Genomic DNA, 19692 nt, shown 5'->3' with positions numbered 1-19692 from the left:
CGGGCGGATGATGCGCGCGGCCGGCCCCGGCGTCAGCCCCCCGACAGGGACCGCCGGTGCCGCCCGGCCAGCTCGACATAGTGCGGCGCGGTGCGGTCGAAGCCGGCGCGCTGCTCCTCGGTCAGCACGCGCACCAGCTTGGCGGGGTTGCCCATCCAGAGTTCGAGCGCAGCGATGCGCTTGCCCGGCGGCAGCACGGACCCCGCGGCGAGCACGCCGCCCGCCTCGATCACGGCGTCGTCCAGCACGGTCGCGCCCATGCCGACGAAGGCGCGGTCCATCAGCGTGCAGGCGTGGATGATCGCCGCATGGCCGACCGTCACGTCATCCCCGATCGTCGTGCATTGCCGGCCAGCATTGACGTGCACGATGGTGCCGTCCTGGATGTTCGTGCGCCGGCCGATGGTGATGGTGTTCGTGTCGCCGCGCAGGACGCAGTGGTACCAGATGTTGGACCCCTCCCCGACCGTCACCTGGCCGATCACGGCCGCCGTCGGCGCCACGAAGGCGTCGGGGTGCATGACCGGGCGATGGCCCTCGAAGACATAGAGCGGCGGCAGGGTCAGGGTCTGGTTCGTGTCCATGTCGGGTCCTCCCGGTATTGGGGGCGCAGGATGCGCCGGTGGGCGGGGCCGCGGAAGGCTGCCCCGCCCGGGCGTTCACTCGGCCGCCTGCGGCCGGGCGGCCGGCAGGTCGGCATTGACCGGGATGCCCAGCATCAGGCCGAGGTTCTGCACCGCGGCGCCCGAGGCACCCTTCCCGAGGTTGTCGAAGCGCGCGGTCAGCACCGCCTGGCCGAGCGCCGCGCTGCCATGCACGCGCAGCTCGATGCCGTTGGTGCCGTTCAGCGCCTGGGGCTCCAGCTTGCCGCCGGGCTCGGCGGGGACGACGCGGACGACCTCGCTGCCCGCGTAGCGCGCGGCGAGCACCGCCTCGAGGTCGGCCGGCTTCGGCGTGCCCTTCAGCATGTCGAGATGCAGCGGGATGGAATCGATCATCCCCTGCGCATAGTCGGCGACGGCGGGCACGAAGATGGGCCGGCGCGTCAGGCCGGCATATTTCTGGAGTTCCGGCACGTGCTTGTGGCCGAGGCCGAGGCCGTACAGTTCGAAATCCGGCGCATGGCGCCCCTCATAGGCCGCGATCATGGCCTTGCCGCCGCCCGAATAGCCCGAGACCGCGTTCACCGTGACCGGGAAGTCCGGCGGCATCAGCCCCGCATCGACCAGCGGGCGGAGCAGCAGGATCGCGCCCGTCGGGTAGCAGCCGGGGTTGGAGACGCGCCGCGCCTCCGCGATCGCCGCCGGCTGGTCCGGGGTCAGTTCCGCCAGCCCGTAGACCCAGTCCGGGTCGACGCGATGGGCGGTGGAGGCGTCGAGCAGCTTGGGCGCCATGTCGCCGAGCGAGGCCGCCATCGCGGCGCTTTCCTTCGCTGCGTCGTCGGGCAGGCAGAGGATGACCAGGTCCACCTCGGCCATGAGGGCGCGGCGCGCCTCGGGGTCCTTGCGGCGCTCGGCGTCGATCGAGCGGATCGCGACATTCGGGTTGGCGGCGAGCCGCTCGCGGATCTGCAGGCCGGTGGTGCCGGCTTCGCCGTCGATGAACACCTTGGGGGTCTTGGCCATGGTCCTGGACCTCGGTTCTGCCGCACGCATTGCGGCGATCTGGGGCACGAAAAGCAAGGGGGGCGGGCCCCTGCGGACCCGCCCCCCGATCGAACCAGCCATGCGGCCGGGCGCGAGGCCCGTCCGCCGGGCCTCAGCGCTTCGAGAACTGGAAGGAGCGTCGCGCCTTCGCCTTGCCGTACTTCTTGCGCTCGACGACGCGGGGGTCGCGGGTCAGGAAGCCGGCCTTCTTCAGGATGGCGCGCAGTTCCGGCTCGTAGTTCGTGAGCGCGCGGCTGATGCCGTGGCGCACCGCGCCGGCCTGGCCCGACAGCCCGCCGCCGACGACCGTGCAGTTCACGTCGAACTGCTGGTAGCGGTCGGCCACAAGGAAGGGCTGGGTGATCAGCATGCGCAGCACGGGGCGGGCGAAATAGCGCGCGGCCGGCTTGTCGTTGATCAGGATCTGGCCCTTGCCGGGCTTCACCCACACACGGGCCACCGCGTCCTTGCGCCGGCCGGTGGCATAGGCGCGGCCCTGGGCGTCGCGCTTCGGCTCGCGCTTGATGGCGGCCTCGGGCGCCGCCGGCGTGCCGGCGACGATCTCCTTCAGGTCCGCAAGCGTACGGGTCTCGCTCATCGGATCAGGCCACCTTCTTCACGAGCACGGTGTTCTTGCGGTTCAGGCCCGCGACGTCGAGCGCCTCCGGCTGCTGGCCGGCATGCGGGTGCTCGGCACCGGCATAGACATGCAGGTTGCGCATCTGCGCCCGGCCGAGGGGGCCGCGCGTGATCATGCGCTCGACCGCCTTCTCGATGACCCGCTCGGGGTACTTGCTGTCGAGGCGTTCCCGCACGGTGCGCTGCTTGATGCCGCCCGGGTAGCCGGTGTGCCAGTAGAACACCTTCTGCTCGGCCTTCGCGCCGGTGACGCGCACCTTGCGGGCGTTGACGATGACGACGTGGTCGCCGCAATCCACGTGGGGCGTGAACTGCGCCTTGTGCTTGCCGCGGAGCCGGTTGGCGACGAGGCTGGCGAGGCGGCCGAGCACGAGCCCGTCCGCATCGATCAGCACCCAGGCCTTCTTGACGTCCGCCGGCTTCAGCGAAGTGGTCTGTCGCGTGAGCATCGGTGTTCCAGGGTCAGGCGTTGAACTTGCGCGGCTTATCGACGCGCGGGCCGGGAAAGTCAAGGCAGGGAAGGGTTTCTCGGAGACGGTAACATCTTACCGTATACCCGCGCGATCCCCCGTTGCAGCGGCCGCCCAACTGCCCGAGGTGCCGGCCAGCATCGAGCGCGGCTTCGCGGACCACAGCTGGGGCGGCTGGCATTCCGCGCTGGCGCCGAAGGGCACGCCGGCGCCGGTGCCGGAGTGCCGGCGCCGCGCTGACCGAGGTCTTCTCAGCGCCCAGACCATCGATTTCATCACCGGCCACGGTCTTGCTCCGGCGACGATGGGGGAGGTGCCGCCGGGCAAGAGCATCATCCGCGAAACGCCGCTGCACCGCGACCTGACATGCCGCGCCGGGCTCGAGCCGAATTGATCCCGCCGGGAAGCGCTGGGCGGTAGCTTCGCGCCGCCCCGCAGGACGGTCATCGCGATGTACAGCCACGTCACCCTCGGCACCAACGACACGCCGCGCGCCGTCGCCTTCTACGACCCCGTCCTCGCCGTGCTGGGCCTGGCGCGGCAGGACAGCGACATGGACCGCGGCTATGCCGGCTATGCCGCCGCGCCTGACGTCACGCCGCAGTTCTGGGTGACCACGCCGCTCGACCGGAAGGCCGCGACCGTCGGCAACGGCGTCACCATCGGCTTCGAGACGGCGGACCGCGCGACGGTCGACCGGTTCCACGCCGCGGCACTGGCGAATGGCGGCACGGATGAAGGGGCGCCGGGGCTGCGCCACTACCACGAGCACTACTACGGTGCTTATGTGCGCGACCCCGACGGCAACAAGCTCTGCTGCGTCTGCCACCGCCCGGAATAGGCGGTCGGCCTCCGCGGCGGGGCGGAGGACGCGCATGACAGACAAGCCTGACGACTTTGGGCGGGGCAAGGCCCCATACGGCCTCGGCCGCAACGCATCGAACTATGGCGATCCGGCCTTCGCGCTCTATCTGCGCCGCTCCTTCGCCAAGTCGATGGGCTATTCGCAGGCGATGCTGGACAAGCCGGTCGTCGGCATCGCCGACACGGCGAGCGACTACAACAACTGCCACCGCACCATCCCCGAGCTGATCGAGGCCGTGAAGCGCGGCGTGCTCGCCGCCGGCGGGCTGCCGCTGGCCTTCCCGACCATCAGCATCTGCGAGCCCTCGCTCAGCCCGTGCTCGATGCACTACCGCAACCTGATGGCGCTCGACACCGAGACGATGCTGGCGAACCAGCCGATGGACGCCGCCGTGCTGGTGGGCGGCTGCGACAAGACCGTCCCCGCGCAGCTCATGGCCGCGATCAGCGCCGGCACTCCCTCCGTCATGCTCGTGGTCGGCCCCATGCTGGCCCAGGCCTTCGAGGGCGAGCGCCTGTCCGCCTGCACCGATTGCCGCCGCTACTGGGCGCGCTACCGCGCCGGCGACGTCACCGACGAGAAGATCGCGACGCTGGAGGGCAAGCTGGCGACCACCGCCGGCACCTGCGGCGTGATGGGCACGGCTTCCACCATGGCCTGCCTTGCCGCGACGCTCGGCTTCATGCCGCTCGATGCGGCGTCGGCGCCGGCGGTCCATGCCGATCGCCTGCGCATCGCCGAGGAAGCGGGCGCGCAGGCCGTGCGGCTGATCCGCAATCCCGTCGCGCCGCTGTCGCTCATGACGCAGGGCAACCTCGACAACGCGGTGCGCGTGCTGCTGTCGCTCGGCGGGTCGACCAACGCCATCGTGCACCTGGCCGCGATCGCCGGGCGGGCGGGGCTCGACCTCGACCTCAAGCGCCTCGATGCGCTGAGCGAGACGACGCCCGTGCTGGTCGACCTCAAGCCCACCGGCGAGGGCTACATGGAGGATTTCCACGCCGCCGGCGGCATGCGCGCGCTGCTGTGGGAATTGCGCGACCTGCTCGACCTGACGGCGAAGGACCTCGACGGCGTCTCGCTCGCGGATCGCATCGGGGACGGGTCGCATTTCGTCGACCGCCGCATCATCCGCGCGCGCGCCGAGCCGGTCTCCCCGGTCGGCGGCCTCGTCGCGCTGTTCGGCTCGCTGGCACCCGACGGCGCCATCCTGAAGCGCAGCGCCGCGACGCCCGCGCTGTTCGAGACGGAGGCGCGCTGCATCGTCTTCGACGGCCTGGCCGACCTGTCTGCCCGCATCGACGATCCGGACCTCGACGTCACGCCGCAGGGCATCCTGGTGCTGAAGGGCGCCGGGCCACGAAGCCCGGCCGGCATGCCGGAAGCGGGCTACCTGCCCATCCCGAAGAAGCTCGCGCGCCAGGGCGTCAAGGACATGGTGCGCATGAGCGACTGCCGCATGTCCGGCACCGCCTTCGGCACCATCGTGCTGCACATCGCGCCCGAGGCCGCGGTGGGCGGTCCCTTGCAGTTCGTGGAAACGGGCGACCGCATCCGGCTTTCGGTGAAGGACCGCACGCTCGACCTGCTGGTGGAGGAGGCGGTGCTCGCCGCCCGCCGCGCCGCCTGGAACCCCGCGCCCCCGCCCGCCCGCGGCTGGGACCGCCTGGTGCACGACCAGGTGACGCAGGCGCCGCTCGGCGCGGACCTCGCCTTCCTCCGCGCCGCCCCTTGATCGCGCTGGTCGGCGCGGCGGGGCGCTCCGGCGCGGCGCTGGCGCGCGCGCTGGCCGGGGCCGGGATGCCCTTCGTTCCGGTGGTGCGGGATGCCGCGAAATGGGCCGCGATCGGCCTGCCGGGCGCGGCCAGGGTCGCGGACCTGCGCGACGCGGCGGCGCTGCGCCAGGCGCTGGCGGGGGCGGAGCGCGTCGTCAGCACCGCCCATGCGCGCTGGACGCCGGCGCTGCTGGCAGCGGCCGAGCCTGGCGCCTCCTTTGTCCTGATGGGCTCGACGCGGCGCTTCTCCCGCTGGCCGGATGCGCATGGCGACGGCGTGCGCGCGGGGGAGGCCGCGTTCCTCGCTTCCGGCCGCCGCGGCGTCATGCTGCACCCGACCATGATCTACGGCGCAGAAGGCGAGGACAATGTCCGCCGCCTGGCCGCGCTGCTGGCGCGCCTGCCCGCGGCGCCGCTGCCCGGCGGCGGGCGCGCGCTGGTGCAGCCGATCCACCAGGGAGACGTCACGTGCGCCCTGCTGGCCGCGCTCCGCCACGACTGGGCGGGGGCGGAGGCGATCGTCATCGCCGGGCCCGCCGCCATGCCCTACCGCGACTTCCTGCGCGCCGTGGCCGCCGCGGCGGGGCTGCGCGCGCCGCCCGTGCTGCCGGTGCCGGCGCTGCCGCTCCGGCTGCTGGCGCCGCTGGCGCGGCTGATCCCCGGGCTGCCGCGCATCGGCGCCGACGAGATCCGCCGCCTGACCGAGGACAAGGCTTTCGACATCGGCCCGATGCGCCGGATCCTGGGCGTCGAGCCCATCCCGCTCGGCCGGGGCCTTGCCCTCATCTTCGCCGCGCCGCAAACCTCCGTATGAAACGACCGGAGCCGATCCATGCCCGTTCATAATCGTATCGCCGAGTTCCACGCGGAGATGACCGCCTGGCGGCGGGACTTCCACGAACACCCAGAACTCGCCTTCGAGGAGGTCCGCACCGCCGGCATCGTCGCGGCGAAGCTGCGCGAGTTCGGCTGCGACGAAGTCCATACGGGCATCGCCAAGACCGGCGTGGTCGGCGTCATCCGCGGCAACGGCGCGGGGTCCGGCCGCGCCATCGGGCTGCGCGCCGACATGGACGCGCTGCCGATCCTCGAGGATACGGGCGTCCCCTATGCGTCCAAGGCGCCCGGCAAGATGCACGCCTGCGGCCATGACGGGCACACCACCATGCTGCTCGGCGCCGCGAAGTACCTGGCCGAGACGCGCAACTTCGACGGCACCGTCCACGTCATCTTCCAGCCGGCCGAGGAGAATTTCGGTGGCGGCGAGGTGATGGTGAAGGAGGGCCTGTTCGAGCGCTTCCCGATGGAGCGTGTCTTCGGCCTGCACAACTGGCCGGGCCTGCCGGCCGGCACCTTCGCCTGGCGCCACGGGCCAGTCATGGCCGCCGTCGCCAACCTGGAAGTCACCATCACCGGCAAGGGCGCGCATGGCGCCATGCCGCACAACGGCAACGACCCGATCGTCGTCGCCGCCGCCATGGTGCAGGCGCTGCAATCCATCGTGGCCCGCAACGTCGAGCCCGTGGATGCGGGCGTCGTCACCATCGGCCACATCAACGGCGGCTTCACCTACAACGTCATCCCGCAGACCGTGACGATGCTCGGCACCGCGCGCTGGTTCGCGAAGGAGGTGGGCGACCTGCTCGAGAAGCGGTTCCTCGAGACCGTCGCCGGCATCGCGGCCGCCTTCGGCGCGACGGCCGAGGCGAAGTTCATCCGCCTCTACCCCGCCACGGTGAACGAGGCCGCGAGCACCGACCTTGCCGCCGACGCCGCCCGCGCCGTGCAGGGGGAAGTGCGCGTGATCCACATGCCCAAGCCCACCATGGGAGGCGAGGATTTCTCGTTCATGCTGGAGAAGAAGGACGGCGCCTACCTGATGCTGGGCGGCGGCCGGGGGCCGGACGATGCCAACGTCCACCACCCGCGCTACGACTTCAACGACGAGATCCTGCCGATCGGCGCATCATGGTGGGCGACGCTGGCGGAGCGGCTGCTGCCGCGCTGAGCACGACAGCCCGACGCGGGCGGGGGCGCCGCGCCGGGCTTTGTGATTAAGCGAATGGCAACCGCTTCGTGCACAATTTCATGGATCGTTTTCCTTCGGACCGGAGCCCCCCGATGCCCCTGCCCCGCCCCGACATCGATTTCTGGCCCCTCCTGCCGCGCCCGGTCGCCGAGGGCGACACGAGGCCGGAGGACGAGCCGGCGCGCGCCGCCGTCACCGCCGCGGTCGGCCTCGCCGCGCTGTTCCTCGTGCTGCGCCATGCCTTCGACGGCAGCGGCCTCGCGCGGGAGTTCGCGCTGCTCGTCGCACTGGTCGGCTGCAAGGGCAGCCTTGCCATCATCCTCGGCGTCTTCGCGCTGACCTTCGGGGCCGCGCTGGCGACGCCGCTCGGCATTCCGCCGATGCTGCGGCGGCTCGCCCTCGGGGCCTTCGACCATCTCCTGCACCTCGCGCTCGTGCTGAGCGTCGCGGGCAGCCTCGGCCTCCTGGTCCTGTCGGGCGGGGTAAACGGGCTCAGCGTGCTCTATGCCGCATTTTCGCTGCTGCTGATCGCCTGCCACCGGACGCGGATCTGGCTGACGCGGCACAGCGCAGCCTGACGCCCGGCGGCGGCCGGAACGCGGCCCGGGCAGCTGCGCCGGCACTGCCTCACGCCGCGCAGGCGCCGCCCCCCGCCCCGGGCTGCGAGGCGCGCGCCGACGCAATCCCGGGTGCATCGCTGTCCACCACGATCAACATCCGCCCGGCGAGCGTCGTCGGCGTGCGCCCCGGGCCGAGCAGCGCGCCGACGCGCGGGTCGGTCGCCGCGCGTGGCTCGAGGTCCGCGTCCAGCACGCCGTTGCGGTCCAGGAAGCGGTTCATCGCCCCGCCGATCCTGGCGCAGCCCTGCGAGTCCGGCGAGCCGAGCCGCGGCTCCAGCACGTCGGGATCGGTCGCGTGCAGCAGGAACCGGATCGGGGCCTCGCTGCCGTCTCCGGTCCAGCCCCGTGGCGCGTGGCGCCAGCCGAAATCCCAGACGCGCATTCCCGCCGCCCCGAGCCCGCGTATGCCCTGCGCGTTCGGCGTGCCGAGGGCGCGATAGCCGGGGATGCCGCCATCATGGACGAAGACGCCGGTCGGCGTCAGGAAGTAGCCGCGGCGGCCGCTCCGGCCGGTGCTGGCCGGCGCGGCGGCGAGCACCTCCCACGGCCCCTCCGCGCGCATGAGCAGGAGCGCGACGCGCTGCACGGCGGGTGCGCGGTCGACCAGCAGCGCAAGCTCCGCCGGCCCCGGGCGTAGGCCCTCGACCGCGAGCGCCGCGCGGGCGAGCGCGATCCAGCGCTGTGCGAGCGCCTCCGGTGGCACGGCAGCGCGTGGCACCTCGGCCAGCATGGCCGCGCGCAGTCGGGCGGCCTCCGCCGTGCCGGCTGCCGGCAGCGGCGGCGTGGGCGCCGCGCAGGCGGCCACGAGCAAAAGCAGGGCGCCGGCGCGCACACGAAAGGGGCCCGGCCAGGTCCTGGTCGCCACCATCGGTGCCTCCCTTGCGCCATCGATGCGTTGGGCGGAACAATAGGGCCTGGCCAGCCGGCGTGCGACCGACCAGCGCAATGCCGGCAAGGCCGAGGCTGCTCTGGACTTCATGTCGCCGGATGCACGACCGATCGCCCGGAAACGGGGCGGGCACGGGCCTCGGGCGCACCAAACCGATCCGGGAACCTTCCGCCATGCGCCGCCTTGCCGTCCTGCTGTTCCTCACCTGCCTCGCGATGCCTGCCGCCGCGCAGCATCTCCGCATCGGCCTGACGTCGGACCCCGACGTGCTCGACCCGACGCTGTCGCGCACCGTCGCGGGCCGCCAGGTCTTCGCCGCGATGTGCGACAAGCTGGTCGACATCAATGAGCGTCTCGAGATCGTGCCGCAGCTCGCCACAGCCTGGCGGTGGGAGGATGGCGGCCGCGCGCTCGTGCTGACGCTCCGCGACGGCGTGCGATTCCACGATGGGGAGGCGCTGACCGGCGAGGCCGCCGCCATCGGACTGCGCCGCCACATCGAGACCCAGGGCTCGACCCGCCGGGCCGAGATGGGACCGGTGCGGGACGTCGTCGCGACCGGGCCGCTCGAAGTGACGATCCGGCTGACGGAACCTTTCGCGCCGCTGCTGGCGGCGCTCGCCGACCGCGCCGGGATGCTGGTCTCGCCCCGCCAGGCGCAGGTGACGGGCGCCGAGTTCCAGCGCGCGCCCGCCTGCGCCGGCCCCTTCCGCCTGGTGCGCCGCGTGCCGCAGGACGCGATGGAACTCGAACGCTTCGACGATTACTGGGACCGCGCGAATATCCACGCCGCGCGCATCACCTACCGGCCGATCCCCGACGCGACGGTGCGGCTGGCGAACCTGCGTGCCGGGGCGATCGACATCATCGAGCGCATCAGCCCATCCGACGTGCCGGAGATGCGCCGCGACCGCCGCGTGCGGCTGATCGAGGCGCCCTCGCTGGCCTCCTTCTACATCGCGATCAACCTGGCGAACGGCGCGCGCGCCGAGGGGCCGCTCGGCCGCGACCCGCGCGTGCGCGAAGCCTTCGAGCGCAGCATCGACCGCCGCGCACTGGTCAACGTGGCCTTCGAGGGCCTCTGGACGCCGGGCAACCAGTCGGTGCCGCCGGGGCACCCGTTCTACGCGGCGTCGGTGCCGGTGCCGCCGCGCGACGTGGCGCGCGCCCGCGCGCTGCTGCGCGAGGCGGGGCACGAGCGCGTGCGCTTCCGCCTCTCGGTGCCGAACACCACCGACTACCTGCAGGCCTCCGAGGTGATCCAGGCCATGGCCGCCGAGGCCGGCTTCGACATCGAACTGCAGGTGATCGAGACGGCGACGCTGCTCCGCCAATGGACCGCGGGCGACTTCGAGGCGCTGATCATCCAGTGGTCCGGGCGCGTCGACCTCGATGCCAACATCTACGGCTTCAAGGCCTGCGGCGTGCCGCTGAACGGCGGGCGCTACTGCAACCGGGACGTGGATGCCGCGCTGATCGAGGCGCGGCAGAGCGTCGATCCTGCGACGCGCGCCGCCGCCTACGACCGCGCGGCGCGGCTGTATCTCGCGGACCGGCCCTACATCTACCTCTGGCATCCGCGCGTGCTGCACGGCACCGGCGCGGCGATCGAGGGGTTGCGCCCGGTGCCGGACGGCCTCATCCGTGTGCAGGGCCTCAGGGGCGCCAGGGGATAGGAACGACGATGACGGAGACGATGCGCGCGGCGGTGGTGACGGCCGAGGGGGTGAAGGTGCAGGCGGCGCCGCGCCCCTCCCCCGGGCCGGAGCAGGTGCTGGTGCGGGTGCGCGCGGCCACGCTGAACCGCGCGGACCTCGGCGTCGCGGCGGGGCATGCGCATGGCGCGATGGGCGGCGCCGGGACGATCCTCGGCCTCGACTTCGCAGGCGAGGTCGCGGCCGTCGGGCCCGGTGTTGCCGGCGTGAAGCCGGGCGACCGCGTCACCTGCTCGGGCGCCGGGGGCTATGCGGAATACGCGGTGGCCGACATGGGCCGCGTGCTGCCGGTGCCGGACCGCAACATGTCGTGGGAACAGGCCGCGGCGCTGCCGGTCGCGCTCGGCACCATGCACGACGCGCTGGTGACGAACGGGCGGATGGCTGAGGGGGATGCGGTTATGATCCTCGGCGCGTCCTCGGGCGTCGGGTTGATGGCGCTGCAGATTGCGAAGTTCCTCGGCGCCGCGGTCGTGGTCGGCACCTCGACCGATGCGGGGCGCCGCGCGCGGCTGGCCGAATTCGGCGCCGATGTCGCGCTGGACACCAGCGACCCCGCCTGGGTGGACGCGGTGCTGGCGGCGACCGGCGGGCGCGGCGCGAATGTGGTGGTGGACCAGATCAGCGGCGCGCTGGTCAGCGCGGCGATGCGCGCGACGGCCATCATGGGGCGGATCGTGAATGTCGGGCGGCTCGGCGGCGCGCGCGCGGAATTCGACTTCGACCTGCATGCCAACCGGCGCATCGCCTATATCGGCGTCACGCACCGCACGCGCTCGCGCGACGAGATCCGCGCCGAATACGCGGCGATGCGGCGCGACCTCTGGGGCGCGGTGCAGGAGGGACGCTTCGGCATCCCGATCGACAAGGTCTTCCCGCTGGAGGACGCGGTGGAGGCACTGGCCCACATGAAGGCCAACCGCCATTTCGGGAAGATCGCGCTCAGCATCTGAGGAAGGCACGCCATGCATGACCTGGTGATCCGCGGCGGCACGGTGGTGGACGGCACTGGCGCGCCCGCCTTCGAGGCGGATGTCGCCATCGCCGCCGGGCGCATCGCCGAGGTCGGGCGCGTGGCCGGCCGCGGCGCGGAGGAGATCGACGCGAAGGGCCTGCTCGTCACGCCCGGCTTCGTCGACATCCACACGCATTACGACGCACAGGCGACCTGGAGTTCGCAACTCCTCTCCTCCTCGATCAACGGCGTGACCACCGCGCTGATCGGCAATTGCGGCGTGGGATTCGCGCCCTGCCGGCCGGACCGGCGCGACATGCTGGTGAAGCTCATGGAGGGCGTCGAGGACCTGCCCGAGGTCGTGCTGACCGAGGGCCTCCCGTGGACCTGGGAATCCTTCCCCGACTACATGGATTTCCTCGCCACGCGCCGCTTCGACACCGACATCGCCGCCATGGTGACGCATGCGCCGCTGCGCGTGCACGTGATGGGCGAGCGCGCGGAAGCGCATGCCGAGGCGACGCCCGAGGAATGCGCGGAGATGGCGCGCCTCGCCGCCGAGGGCCTGGCCGCCGGCGCCGTCGGCATCTCCACCTCCCGCGCGCTGGCGCACCGGACGCTGGACGGGCGTCACATCCCGACCCTCGGCGCGCCGGAAGCGGAGTTGGAGGCGCTGGCCCGCACGCTGCGCGCGCATGGCAGCGGCTGGCTGCAGGTGATCTCCGACTTCGACGACCCGGCGGAGGAGGAATTCGCCCGCCTCAGGCGCGTCGCCGCCGCGGCCGGACGGCCGCTCACCTTTTCCCTGCTGCAGCGCGAATCGAAGCCCGCCTTCTGGCGCTGGCTGCTCGACCGCGTGGAGGTGGCGAACGCCGAGGGCGTGCGTATGTTCGGCCAGGTGATGGGCCGGCCGGTCGGGCTCATGTTCGGCTTCGAATTGTCGCAGCACCCCTTCCTGACGCGGCCATCCTTCCGCGAGGTCGCGCACCTGCCGCTGCCCGAGCGCGTGGCCGCGCTGCGCGACCCCGCCCGGCGCGCGCGCATCCTGGCCGAGGCGACCGACGACCCGGCGCTCAAGGCGCGGCTCAACACCTGGGACAAGATCTTCCCGCTCGGCGACCCGCCGGACTACGAGCCGCCGCCGGAGCGTTCCGTCGCGGCCATGGCCGCCGCGCGCGGCATGACGGCCGAGGCGCTCTGCTACGACCTGATGCTGGAGCGCGACGGCCGCGCCATCCTGAACCGCCCGCTGCTGAACTACGCCGATGGCGACCTCGAGGCGATCCGCGCGATGATGACGCATCCGCACACGCTGATGGGCCTCGGCGACGGCGGCGCGCATGTCGGCTACATCTGCGACGCATCCTGCATGACGCACATGCTGGTGCACTGGGCGCGGGACCGCGCGCGCGGACCGCGCCTGCCGGTCGAGCAGGCCGTGCGGCGCATCAGCCGCGACAACGCCGCCGCGATGGGGTTGGCCGACCGCGGCGTGATCGCTCCGGGCCTCAAGGCGGACCTCAACGTGATCGACTTCGCGCGGCTGCGCATGCGGGCGCCGGAGATGCGCTACGACCTGCCCGCGGGCGGCAAGCGGCTGGTGCAGCAGGCGGAAGGGTATGTCGCCACCGTGCTGTCCGGCGCCGTCACATACCGGGAGGGCGAGGCGACCGGCGCGCTGCCGGGGCGGCTCGTGCGCGGGCCGCAGGCGGCGGGCTGAGGGCGCGGCGCGCGGGGCCGGCCGATGCGCACCGAGATGGAGAAGATGCTGGCCGGCGAGCCCTACAGCGCCGCCGCGCCCGAGATCCAGGCGGCGCTCGCCGAGACCGAGGCCTGGCTCGCGCGCTACAACGCCGCGCTCGGCGGCCCGGCGGCGCTGCGGCACGAACTGCTGCGCGAACGCCTCGGCTTCGTCGGCGAGGGCGCCACGATTCGCCCGCCCTTCCACTGCGACTACGGCTTCAACATCCGCCTCGGCGCCGGCGCCTTCCTGAACTTCAACTGCGTCATCCTCGACGTGGTGGAGATCTCGATCGGCGAGGGCACGCAGGTGGGCCCCGGCGTGCAGATCCTGGCCGCCGACCATCCGCGCGATGCGGCCGAACGCGCGAAGGGGCTCGAATTCGGCAGGCCCGTCCGCATCGGGCGCAATGTCTGGATCGGCGCCGCAGCCATCATCCTGCCCGGCATCACCGTGGGCGACGACGCGGTGATCGGCGCGGGCAGCATCGTCACGCACGACGTGCCGGCGGGGCGCATCGCCGTCGGCTATCCGGCGCGGCTGCGGGAGCGGCGCACGCGGCCGGAGTGATGGCGGCCGGTTCGGCCTGACCTAATGCCGTGGGCGGATACGGTTTGCGGGCTGGCGACCCGCCCGGGCGCGACGGGTGACAGCGCGCCGCCTTGAGCCGAGCGTCGTCCGGGCCGATCCCGGGACGCCCGCTGCCGGCGGCGCAGAATCCCTGCGCCCCGGATCGCCGCCCCGGCAGCGGATCAACGCGGCATCGCGTTTCCGACAAGCCGCGCACGAGGGCTTCACCTTCGTCCGCTCGGCATCAGCCCCGTGCGGCCATCGCCGCGAGTTCGTGGCGCATGACCTTCCCGGACCGCGTGCGCGGCAGCGCCGCCATCATCACCGCCTTGCGCGGCGCGCGCAGGCCGAGCCGCTGCCGGCAATGCGCGAGCAGCGCCGCGGCGTCCGGCGTCGCTCCCGGCTCCGCCACAATCGCGATCACCGGGATGTCGCCCAGCGCCGGGCTGCGCAGCGCAAAGGCCGCGCATTCCGCGACCCCGGGGAAGGCGGCCGCGACACGCTCGATCTCGGCCGGGAAGATGTTGACGGTGCCGAGCATCATCATGTCGTCCGCCCGCCCCGAGACCACGAGCGTGCCGTCGGGCAGCAGCCGGCCCATGTCGCCCGGCTGGAACCAGCCGCCCACGAAGGCGCGCGCCGTCGCCTCGGGGTCGTCGAGGTAGCGCTCCGCCATCCCGGTGGCGCGGATGCGGATCAGCCCCGTCGCGCCCGGCGGCAGCGGCGTGCCGCGATCGTCCACGATCGCGACCTCGACGGTCGGGAAGACCAGGCCCGATCCCTCGGGGCAGGCGGCATGCTCGGCCGGGCCCGCGCGGGCGACCGAGCCGACCTCGGTGGTGCCGTAGAGCACGTAGACCTCGGGCGTCAGCCGCGCCTTCAGGCGCTGCACCAGCCCGTCCCCGGGCGCTGCGCCGGCCAGGTCAATGCGCGTGGCGGCGGGCCATGCGACGGGGCGTTCCCGGGCCAGCAGCGTCTCGGCCTGGTGCGGCGCGAGGCCCAGCATGGCGACGCCGAAGCGCCGGCAAACCGCCTCCAGGCCGATCCCGCGCGAGGCCTCGGCCAGCACGTGGGTGTCGCCATTGGCCAGCGCGAACAGCGGGAAGCGCTTGCCGTTGTTGTATTCGAGCCCGATCGGCCGGTGCCGCACGCGGCCGAGGCCGCGCCGCCGCACCGACTGCGCGAGCAGCCCGGGTTCGCTCAGCGGCACGAGCTTCGGCCGGCCCGTGGTGCCCGAGCTCGTCAGCACCAGCAGCGGCAGCGGCAGCGCCGTAGGCTCGGCCGGCACCAGGGCCGCAAGCCCGGCATCCCCGGCGGCCTCGGCGTGGTCGGGCAGCAGGCAGGGCAGGCCCGGCATGGCATCCTCGGCGCGATCGGCCAGCACGGCGACCACGCCGGCGCGCCGCGCGATGTCGGCGCGCATCGCCGCGGGCTCGTGACTCGCGAGCGTCACCTGGTGGCAGCCGAGCCGCATGAGCGCGAGTGCCACCACGAGATGCGCGAGGTCGTCGCGCAGCGTCAGCCCGCACATCTGCCCGGGCGCGAGCCCGGCGCGGTGCAGCCAGCCGGCCATGCGCGCGATCCGCCCGGCGAGGTTCCCATAGGTCAGCGCCAGGCCCGTGCCCGCCACCGCGATCCGTGCGGGATCGGCTGCCGCCGTCGCCCGCAGCCGGCCGAGGAAGGTCGCGGCGTCGGGCCTCAAGGGCTGGGCGCCTCGCGCAGCCCGGCCACGATGGGGGCGAGGCGGCGCTGCTCGCCCGCGAGGAACGCGGCGAAGGCGGCCGGAGGGCCCGGCACCTGCACCAGCACGCCTTCGGCCGTCAGGCGCTCGCGCAGCGCGGGGTCGGCGCGCAGCGCCTCGGCGCAGACGGCGTTCAGGCGCGCGACGGCCTCGGGCGGCGTGGCAGCCTGCGCGTGCAGGCCGAACCAGCCGACCGAGACGATGTCGGGCCAGGTCTCGGCGAAGACCGGATGGTCCGGCAGATGCGGCAGCCGCGCGGGCGCCGTCCAGCCGAGCACGCGCACGCGGCCCGTGTGCTCGGCGGCCAGCGCCGGCGGCCCGCCCAGCACCGCGACATCGAGCGCGCCCGTCATCAGGTCGGTCACCTGCGGTGCATCGCCGCGGTAGGTGACCTCGGTCCAGTCGAGGCCGAGGCGCGCGGCGATCAGGGCGCCGGCCAAGTGCAGGGAGGATCCGCGGCCGCTGCTGCCGATGCTGATGCGGCCCGGGTTGGCGCGCACATGCGCGACGAAGGCCTCGATGGTCGCGGGCAGGCCGGTGCGGATCGCGACGGCGTAGGGCAGCGTCGCGAGATGCGCGACCGGCGCGAAATCCTCCACGCGATAGGGCAGGTCGCGGCGCGTCAGCGGGTTCACGGTCAGCGTGGCGGTGGCCGAGAACAGCAGCCGGTGTCCGTCCGGCGCGGCGCGGGCGACGGCCTCGGCGGCGATGGCGGTCTGCGCGCCCGGCCGGTTCTCGATCACGACCGGGACGCCGAGCAGCGGCGCCAGGCGGTCCGCCAGCGGGCGCGCGAGCGCGTCGGAGGACCCGCCCGGCGCATAGGGCACGGTGATGACGACGGGGCGGGAGGGGCTCCACCTCGGCTGCGCGCGCGGCGCCGTGGGCGCGAGGAGACCGGCGCCGAGGCCGAGGACGGTCCGACGGCCGGGCCGGGATCCAGCGGGGGCGGCGTGGAGACCCTTCATGCTTCCGGCATACAGGTGGTTCGGCGTCGGAACCATGCCATTCCTGCGGCCGGTCCGCGGCCGGGCGACGCCGCGCAGTCTACGGTCGCTGCCGCCGACGATGCTCGTCGGGGCTCTCGAAGCTGCCGGCCCAGAGGCCGAGGCCGCGGCGGCGCGCCTCCTCCTCCTGCGGGACGTAGTCCTCGCCGAAGCGGCGGAAGGCGATGGCCCAGCCCTCGGCGACCAGCGCCGCGGCGATGTCGAGGCCCGCGGCATTGGTGCAGCGGGCGATGCGTCGGCCGTAGCGGTCGTGGTCGGCGCCGCTGCAGGTGACCTGGCCCGAGCCCAGGATGCGGGCCATGGCGCGGCGCGCCTCCTCGCCGCAGGCATAGGGGCGGCCGCCGCGCGAGCATGTCTGGCTCATCTCGGGCGCGTCGATGGCATGGAGGCGGAGCCGGAGGTCGCCCGCAGCGAGCGTGTCGCCGTCCACAGCGGTGGCGCGCAGCGTGAAGCGCGCGCCGGGCTGCGACGAAGGGGCGGCGGAGGGTTCGCCGTAGATCACCCGCGGCAGCGGCGCCTGCGAGGCCCCGGGCGCGAGCCATGCGGCGATGTTGGGCGATGGCCAGGGACCCGCCTGCCAGGTGGCGATGCCGCCCAGGACCAGCAGTCCGACGACGAGCGCCAAGAGGCGCCGCCCGAGGCGCCGGAAGCGCCAAGCGAAGGTGCGGATGCGTTCGCGCCCCGTTGCGCGCCGCGCGGCGCGGAGCGCGTCATGCAGTTCGGGGGGAAGTCTGCGGCGGTTCGGCCACACGGTTTCTGGTTCCGTTGGGCGGCAGCATCGCGGATGGGTGCGGGGATGGTAGCGGCGAGCGGACTTGAACCGCTGACCCCGGCATTATGAGTGCCGTGCTCTAACCAGCTGAGCTACGCCGCCATCCGTCAGGGGCCGCGAGTTAGGCCGCGGCAGGCACCCTGTCAACCGATCCCGGCGCGCGCAGGAAGCCGCCGCCGATCACGCGGTCACCATCATACAGCACGCAGGCCTGGCCGGGCGCGACAATTCCGGGCGCGTCCAGCGCCACGCGCGCGAGACCCGCCGCGGCATCCCACGCGACGGTCGCGGCGCGCGGCGCCTCCCGCGCGCGAAGCTTGACGGCGCAACGCAGCGGCTCGGACGGCGGGTCGATCAGCCAGTTCACCTCGCCCACCGTGGCCGTGCCCGTCTCCAGCGACCCGCGCGGCGCGACGACGACGCGCCGGCGCGCCGCGTCCACGCCGGCGACATAGAGCCTTTCCTGCCCATCCCAGGACGCGGCGCCGAGGCCCCTGCCCTGCCCGACCGTGTAACGCGCGATGCCGCCATGCGCGCCAAGCACGCGGCCATCGGCATGCACCACGTCCCCGGCCGCGACGGCCCCGGGGCGGAGCCGTGCCACCAGGGAATCGTAGCGGCCCTCGGGCACGAAACAGATGTCCTGGCTGTCCGGCTTCTCCGCGACCGCCAGGCCGAGCCTGAGCGCGACCGCGCGCACCGCCGCCTTGTCCGGCATGTCGCCCAGCGGGAAACGCGCGAAGGCGAGTTGGTCGCGCGTGGTGGCGGCCAGGAAGTAGGACTGGTCACGCGCCGGGTCGGCCGCGCGGTGAAGTTCGGCGCCGTCCGGGCCTTCGACGCGGCGGGCATAGTGCCCGGTTGCCAGCGCCGCGCAGCCGAGGTCGCGGGCGAGCGCCACCAGGTCGCGGAACTTCACGGTCTGGTTGCAGCGGATGCAGGGGACGGGGGTTTCCCCACGGGCATAGGTGTCGGCGAAGTCGCCGATCACCTCGCGCCGGAACACCTGCTCGCGGTCCAGCACGTAATGCGGGATGCCGAGGCGGTCGGCCACGTCGCGCGCGTCGTGGATGTCCTGGCCGGCGCAGCAGGCGCCCCTCTTCGCCGCCGCCGCGCCGTGGTCATACAGCTGGAGCGTGGCGCCCACGACCTCGTGGCCCTGCTCGGCCAGCAGGCCCGCGACCACGCTGGAATCGACACCCCCCGACATGGCGACCAGGATGCGCATCAGCGGGCGGCGTCCAGCCCCTGCTGCCAGAAGCGCTGCTCGAGCCGCGCGGCCTCGGCGAAGTCCGCCGCCAGCCGGGCGAAGCGCGCCTCCCCGCCATGGCTCACGCCCAGCGCGTCGATGCGCCTGGCCGCGGCGCGCGCCATCGCCTGGTAGTCATCGGCCGCGTAGGTGTCGATCCAGGACTGGTAGGTGTTGTCCGCCGCGCGCCGGGCCGGGTCGCCCAGGATGCGCAGCGCCACCTCCCCGTAGCCGACCGTGCAGGGCGCCAGCGCGACCTCGAGGTCGAGGATGTCCCCGAACAGCCCGCGGTCCAGCACCCAGCGGGTGTAGGAGACCGTCTCGGCGGTCTCGGGCGTCGCGATGACGTCGGACTCGGCCAGGCCCCATTCGGCGCAGTACTTCAGGTGCAGCTTCGTCTCGTCCAGGATGGCGAGGACGGCGGCGGCCTTGTCGCGCATGGCGGCCAGGCTCTCGCCCTTGACCACCGCCAGCGCCTTGGCGCGCGCGAAATGGATGAGGAACAGGTAGTCCTGGATCAGGTAGGTGCGGAAGGCCGCCATCGGCAGCGTGCCGTCCGACAGGCGCTGCACGAAGGGATGCCACGTATAGCCCGACCAGGCGTCCGAGGCGGCTTCGCGCAGGCGGCGGAACAGCCCGCCCGGCGCACCGAAGTCGGTTTCCCAGCGGGGCGCGGGCATCGCTTCAGCCGCCCGCGTTGCGCGAGCCCGCGGGCAGCTTCACCACCAGCCCGTCGAGCGCATCGGTCATGATGATCTGGCAGCCGAGGCGGCTTGTTTCCTGCAGGTCGAAGGCGAGGTCGAGCATGTCCTCCTCGTCCTCGGTCGGCTTGGCCAGCTGGCCGAACCACGAGGCATCCACGATGACGTGGCAGGTGGAGCAGGCGAGCGAGCCCTCGCAGGCGCCCTCGATATCGACGCCGTGGCGGTGCGCGATCTCGAGCACCGAGAGCCCGAGCGGCGCCTCCACTTCCTTGCGCGTCCCGTCGCGCTCGACGAACACCATCTTCGGCATT

General features: G+C 73.3%; 21 protein-coding genes and 1 tRNA gene. 10 read left to right on the top strand and 12 right to left on the bottom strand.

What is annotated here, in order from left to right; translation table 11 throughout:
* Positions 1-32: 32 nt before the first annotated feature.
* From E8M80_RS08855 to rplM, 4 genes are all read right to left on the bottom strand, one after another.
* Positions 33-584: a gamma carbonic anhydrase family protein gene (locus E8M80_RS08855; RefSeq protein WP_137125310.1), complete on the bottom strand. Its 552-nt coding sequence runs from the start codon at positions 582-584 to the stop codon at positions 33-35.
* A 75-nt stretch (positions 585-659) separates the two neighbouring features.
* Entirely contained in the window at positions 660-1625 is a 966-nt protein-coding gene (gene argC, locus E8M80_RS08850; RefSeq protein WP_137125309.1) for an N-acetyl-gamma-glutamyl-phosphate reductase, read from the bottom strand.
* Between the two features lie 133 nt (positions 1626-1758).
* On the bottom strand, positions 1759-2244 hold the full coding sequence (gene rpsI, locus E8M80_RS08845) for a 30S ribosomal protein S9 (protein WP_137125308.1): 486 nt from the start codon (positions 2242-2244) through the stop codon (positions 1759-1761).
* Between the two features lie 4 nt (positions 2245-2248).
* The gene (gene rplM, locus E8M80_RS08840; RefSeq protein ID WP_137125307.1) at positions 2249-2734 is read right to left on the bottom strand and encodes a 50S ribosomal protein L13; all 486 of its coding nucleotides are present in this window, start codon (positions 2732-2734) and stop codon (positions 2249-2251) included.
* Positions 2735-2882: 148 nt separating this feature from the next.
* Here rplM and E8M80_RS08835 point away from each other — a divergent pair, with 148 nt between their 5' ends.
* The 6 genes from E8M80_RS08835 to E8M80_RS08810 all read left to right on the top strand — a co-directional run bounded on the left by E8M80_RS08835 (position 2883) and on the right by E8M80_RS08810 (position 8002).
* Positions 2883-3149, top strand: coding sequence for a hypothetical protein (locus E8M80_RS08835; RefSeq protein ID WP_137125306.1), 267 nt, complete (start codon positions 2883-2885; stop codon positions 3147-3149).
* Positions 3150-3206: 57 nt separating this feature from the next.
* The gene (locus E8M80_RS08830) at positions 3207-3596 is read left to right on the top strand and encodes a VOC family protein (RefSeq protein WP_137125305.1); all 390 of its coding nucleotides are present in this window, start codon (positions 3207-3209) and stop codon (positions 3594-3596) included.
* Between the two features lie 34 nt (positions 3597-3630).
* Positions 3631-5355, top strand: a complete 1725-nt coding sequence (locus tag E8M80_RS08825) for a dihydroxy-acid dehydratase (RefSeq protein WP_137125304.1) — start codon at positions 3631-3633, stop codon at positions 5353-5355.
* A complete protein-coding gene (locus tag E8M80_RS08820) occupies positions 5352-6209 on the top strand; it encodes an SDR family oxidoreductase (RefSeq protein ID WP_137125303.1) in 858 nt (285 codons plus the stop codon). The genes E8M80_RS08825 and E8M80_RS08820 overlap by 4 nt, the downstream gene beginning before the upstream one ends.
* 18 nt (positions 6210-6227) lie before the next feature.
* On the top strand, positions 6228-7403 hold the full coding sequence (locus tag E8M80_RS08815; protein ID WP_137125302.1) for a M20 aminoacylase family protein: 1176 nt from the start codon (positions 6228-6230) through the stop codon (positions 7401-7403).
* A 113-nt stretch (positions 7404-7516) separates the two neighbouring features.
* A complete protein-coding gene (locus E8M80_RS08810; RefSeq protein WP_137125301.1) occupies positions 7517-8002 on the top strand; it encodes a hypothetical protein in 486 nt (161 codons plus the stop codon).
* Positions 8003-8051: 49 nt separating this feature from the next.
* Here the strand turns inward: E8M80_RS08810 and E8M80_RS08805 are convergent, their stop codons facing one another.
* Positions 8052-8912 (bottom strand): hypothetical protein, encoded by an 861-nt coding sequence (locus E8M80_RS08805; protein ID WP_137125300.1) that lies wholly within the window; start codon positions 8910-8912, stop codon positions 8052-8054.
* A 194-nt stretch (positions 8913-9106) separates the two neighbouring features.
* Between E8M80_RS08805 and E8M80_RS08800 the strand changes: the two genes are divergently transcribed.
* Genes E8M80_RS08800 through E8M80_RS08785 form a run of 4 tightly spaced genes read left to right on the top strand, consistent with a single transcriptional unit; the run spans position 9107 to position 13914 of the window.
* Positions 9107-10609, top strand: a complete 1503-nt coding sequence (locus E8M80_RS08800; protein ID WP_137125299.1) for an ABC transporter substrate-binding protein — start codon at positions 9107-9109, stop codon at positions 10607-10609.
* A gap of 8 nt (positions 10610-10617) precedes the next feature.
* The gene (locus tag E8M80_RS08795) at positions 10618-11601 is read left to right on the top strand and encodes a zinc-binding dehydrogenase (protein WP_206035593.1); all 984 of its coding nucleotides are present in this window, start codon (positions 10618-10620) and stop codon (positions 11599-11601) included.
* Between the two features lie 12 nt (positions 11602-11613).
* Entirely contained in the window at positions 11614-13323 is a 1710-nt protein-coding gene (locus tag E8M80_RS08790) for an amidohydrolase family protein (protein ID WP_137125298.1), read from the top strand.
* A 24-nt stretch (positions 13324-13347) separates the two neighbouring features.
* Positions 13348-13914: a sugar O-acetyltransferase gene (locus E8M80_RS08785; RefSeq protein ID WP_137125297.1), complete on the top strand. Its 567-nt coding sequence runs from the start codon at positions 13348-13350 to the stop codon at positions 13912-13914.
* 244 nt (positions 13915-14158) lie between these two features.
* Here the strand turns inward: E8M80_RS08785 and E8M80_RS08780 are convergent, their stop codons facing one another.
* The 7 genes from E8M80_RS08780 to E8M80_RS08750 form a co-directional block, all read right to left on the bottom strand.
* Positions 14159-15616 carry a class I adenylate-forming enzyme family protein gene (locus E8M80_RS08780; protein WP_137125296.1) on the bottom strand — a complete coding sequence of 486 codons (1458 nt, stop codon included), beginning with the start codon at positions 15614-15616 and terminating at the stop codon, positions 14159-14161.
* Positions 15613-16620, bottom strand: a complete 1008-nt coding sequence (locus E8M80_RS08775) for a tripartite tricarboxylate transporter substrate binding protein (RefSeq protein ID WP_170979291.1) — start codon at positions 16618-16620, stop codon at positions 15613-15615. The genes E8M80_RS08780 and E8M80_RS08775 overlap by 4 nt, the downstream gene beginning before the upstream one ends.
* Positions 16621-16699: 79 nt before the next feature.
* Entirely contained in the window at positions 16700-17410 is a 711-nt protein-coding gene (locus tag E8M80_RS08770; RefSeq protein WP_137125294.1) for a thermonuclease family protein, read from the bottom strand.
* 46 nt (positions 17411-17456) lie between these two features.
* Positions 17457-17533, bottom strand: a tRNA-Met gene (locus E8M80_RS08765).
* A 19-nt stretch (positions 17534-17552) separates the two neighbouring features.
* On the bottom strand, positions 17553-18656 hold the full coding sequence (mnmA, locus tag E8M80_RS08760) for a tRNA 2-thiouridine(34) synthase MnmA (RefSeq protein WP_137125293.1): 1104 nt from the start codon (positions 18654-18656) through the stop codon (positions 17553-17555).
* The gene (locus E8M80_RS08755) at positions 18656-19357 is read right to left on the bottom strand and encodes a TenA family protein (RefSeq protein WP_137125292.1); all 702 of its coding nucleotides are present in this window, start codon (positions 19355-19357) and stop codon (positions 18656-18658) included. Before E8M80_RS08755 ends, mnmA begins: the two co-directional genes overlap by 1 nt.
* A gap of 4 nt (positions 19358-19361) precedes the next feature.
* On the bottom strand, positions 19362-19691 hold the full coding sequence (locus E8M80_RS08750; protein WP_137125291.1) for a ferredoxin family 2Fe-2S iron-sulfur cluster binding protein: 330 nt from the start codon (positions 19689-19691) through the stop codon (positions 19362-19364).
* Between the last annotated feature and the right edge of the window lies 1 nt (position 19692).

The organism is Roseomonas sp. HF4 (genome assembly GCF_005222755.1).
Classification (GTDB): domain Bacteria; phylum Pseudomonadota; class Alphaproteobacteria; order Acetobacterales; family Acetobacteraceae; genus Neoroseomonas.
Note: the sequence above shows the minus strand (reverse complement) of the source record. Positions and strands in the feature narration are given on the sequence as shown.

Bases quoted from the DNA above. Each gene is read 5' to 3' on its own strand.
- rplM (WP_137125307.1), bottom strand. From the start codon at position 2,734: ATGCTCACGCGACAGACCACTTCGCTGAAGCCGGCGGACGTCAAGAAG.
- E8M80_RS08800 (WP_137125299.1), top strand. From the start codon at position 9,107: ATGCGCCGCCTTGCCGTCCTGCTGTTCCTCACCTGCCTCGCGATGCCT.
- E8M80_RS08790 (WP_137125298.1), top strand. From the start codon at position 11,614: ATGCATGACCTGGTGATCCGCGGCGGCACGGTGGTGGACGGCACTGGC.
- E8M80_RS08755 (WP_137125292.1), bottom strand. From the start codon at position 19,357: ATGCCCGCGCCCCGCTGGGAAACCGACTTCGGTGCGCCGGGCGGGCTG.
- E8M80_RS08855 (WP_137125310.1), bottom strand. From the start codon at position 584: ATGGACACGAACCAGACCCTGACCCTGCCGCCGCTCTATGTCTTCGAG.
- E8M80_RS08785 (WP_137125297.1), top strand. From the start codon at position 13,348: ATGCGCACCGAGATGGAGAAGATGCTGGCCGGCGAGCCCTACAGCGCC.
- rpsI (WP_137125308.1), bottom strand. From the start codon at position 2,244: ATGAGCGAGACCCGTACGCTTGCGGACCTGAAGGAGATCGTCGCCGGC.
- E8M80_RS08810 (WP_137125301.1), top strand. From the start codon at position 7,517: ATGCCCCTGCCCCGCCCCGACATCGATTTCTGGCCCCTCCTGCCGCGC.
- E8M80_RS08775 (WP_170979291.1), bottom strand. From the start codon at position 16,620: ATGAAGGGTCTCCACGCCGCCCCCGCTGGATCCCGGCCCGGCCGTCGG.
- E8M80_RS08795 (WP_206035593.1), top strand. From the start codon at position 10,618: ATGACGGAGACGATGCGCGCGGCGGTGGTGACGGCCGAGGGGGTGAAG.
- E8M80_RS08750 (WP_137125291.1), bottom strand. From the start codon at position 19,691: ATGCCGAAGATGGTGTTCGTCGAGCGCGACGGGACGCGCAAGGAAGTG.
- mnmA (WP_137125293.1), bottom strand. From the start codon at position 18,656: ATGCGCATCCTGGTCGCCATGTCGGGGGGTGTCGATTCCAGCGTGGTC.
- E8M80_RS08830 (WP_137125305.1), top strand. From the start codon at position 3,207: ATGTACAGCCACGTCACCCTCGGCACCAACGACACGCCGCGCGCCGTC.
- E8M80_RS08815 (WP_137125302.1), top strand. From the start codon at position 6,228: ATGCCCGTTCATAATCGTATCGCCGAGTTCCACGCGGAGATGACCGCC.
- argC (WP_137125309.1), bottom strand. From the start codon at position 1,625: ATGGCCAAGACCCCCAAGGTGTTCATCGACGGCGAAGCCGGCACCACC.
- E8M80_RS08805 (WP_137125300.1), bottom strand. From the start codon at position 8,912: ATGGTGGCGACCAGGACCTGGCCGGGCCCCTTTCGTGTGCGCGCCGGC.
- E8M80_RS08825 (WP_137125304.1), top strand. From the start codon at position 3,631: ATGACAGACAAGCCTGACGACTTTGGGCGGGGCAAGGCCCCATACGGC.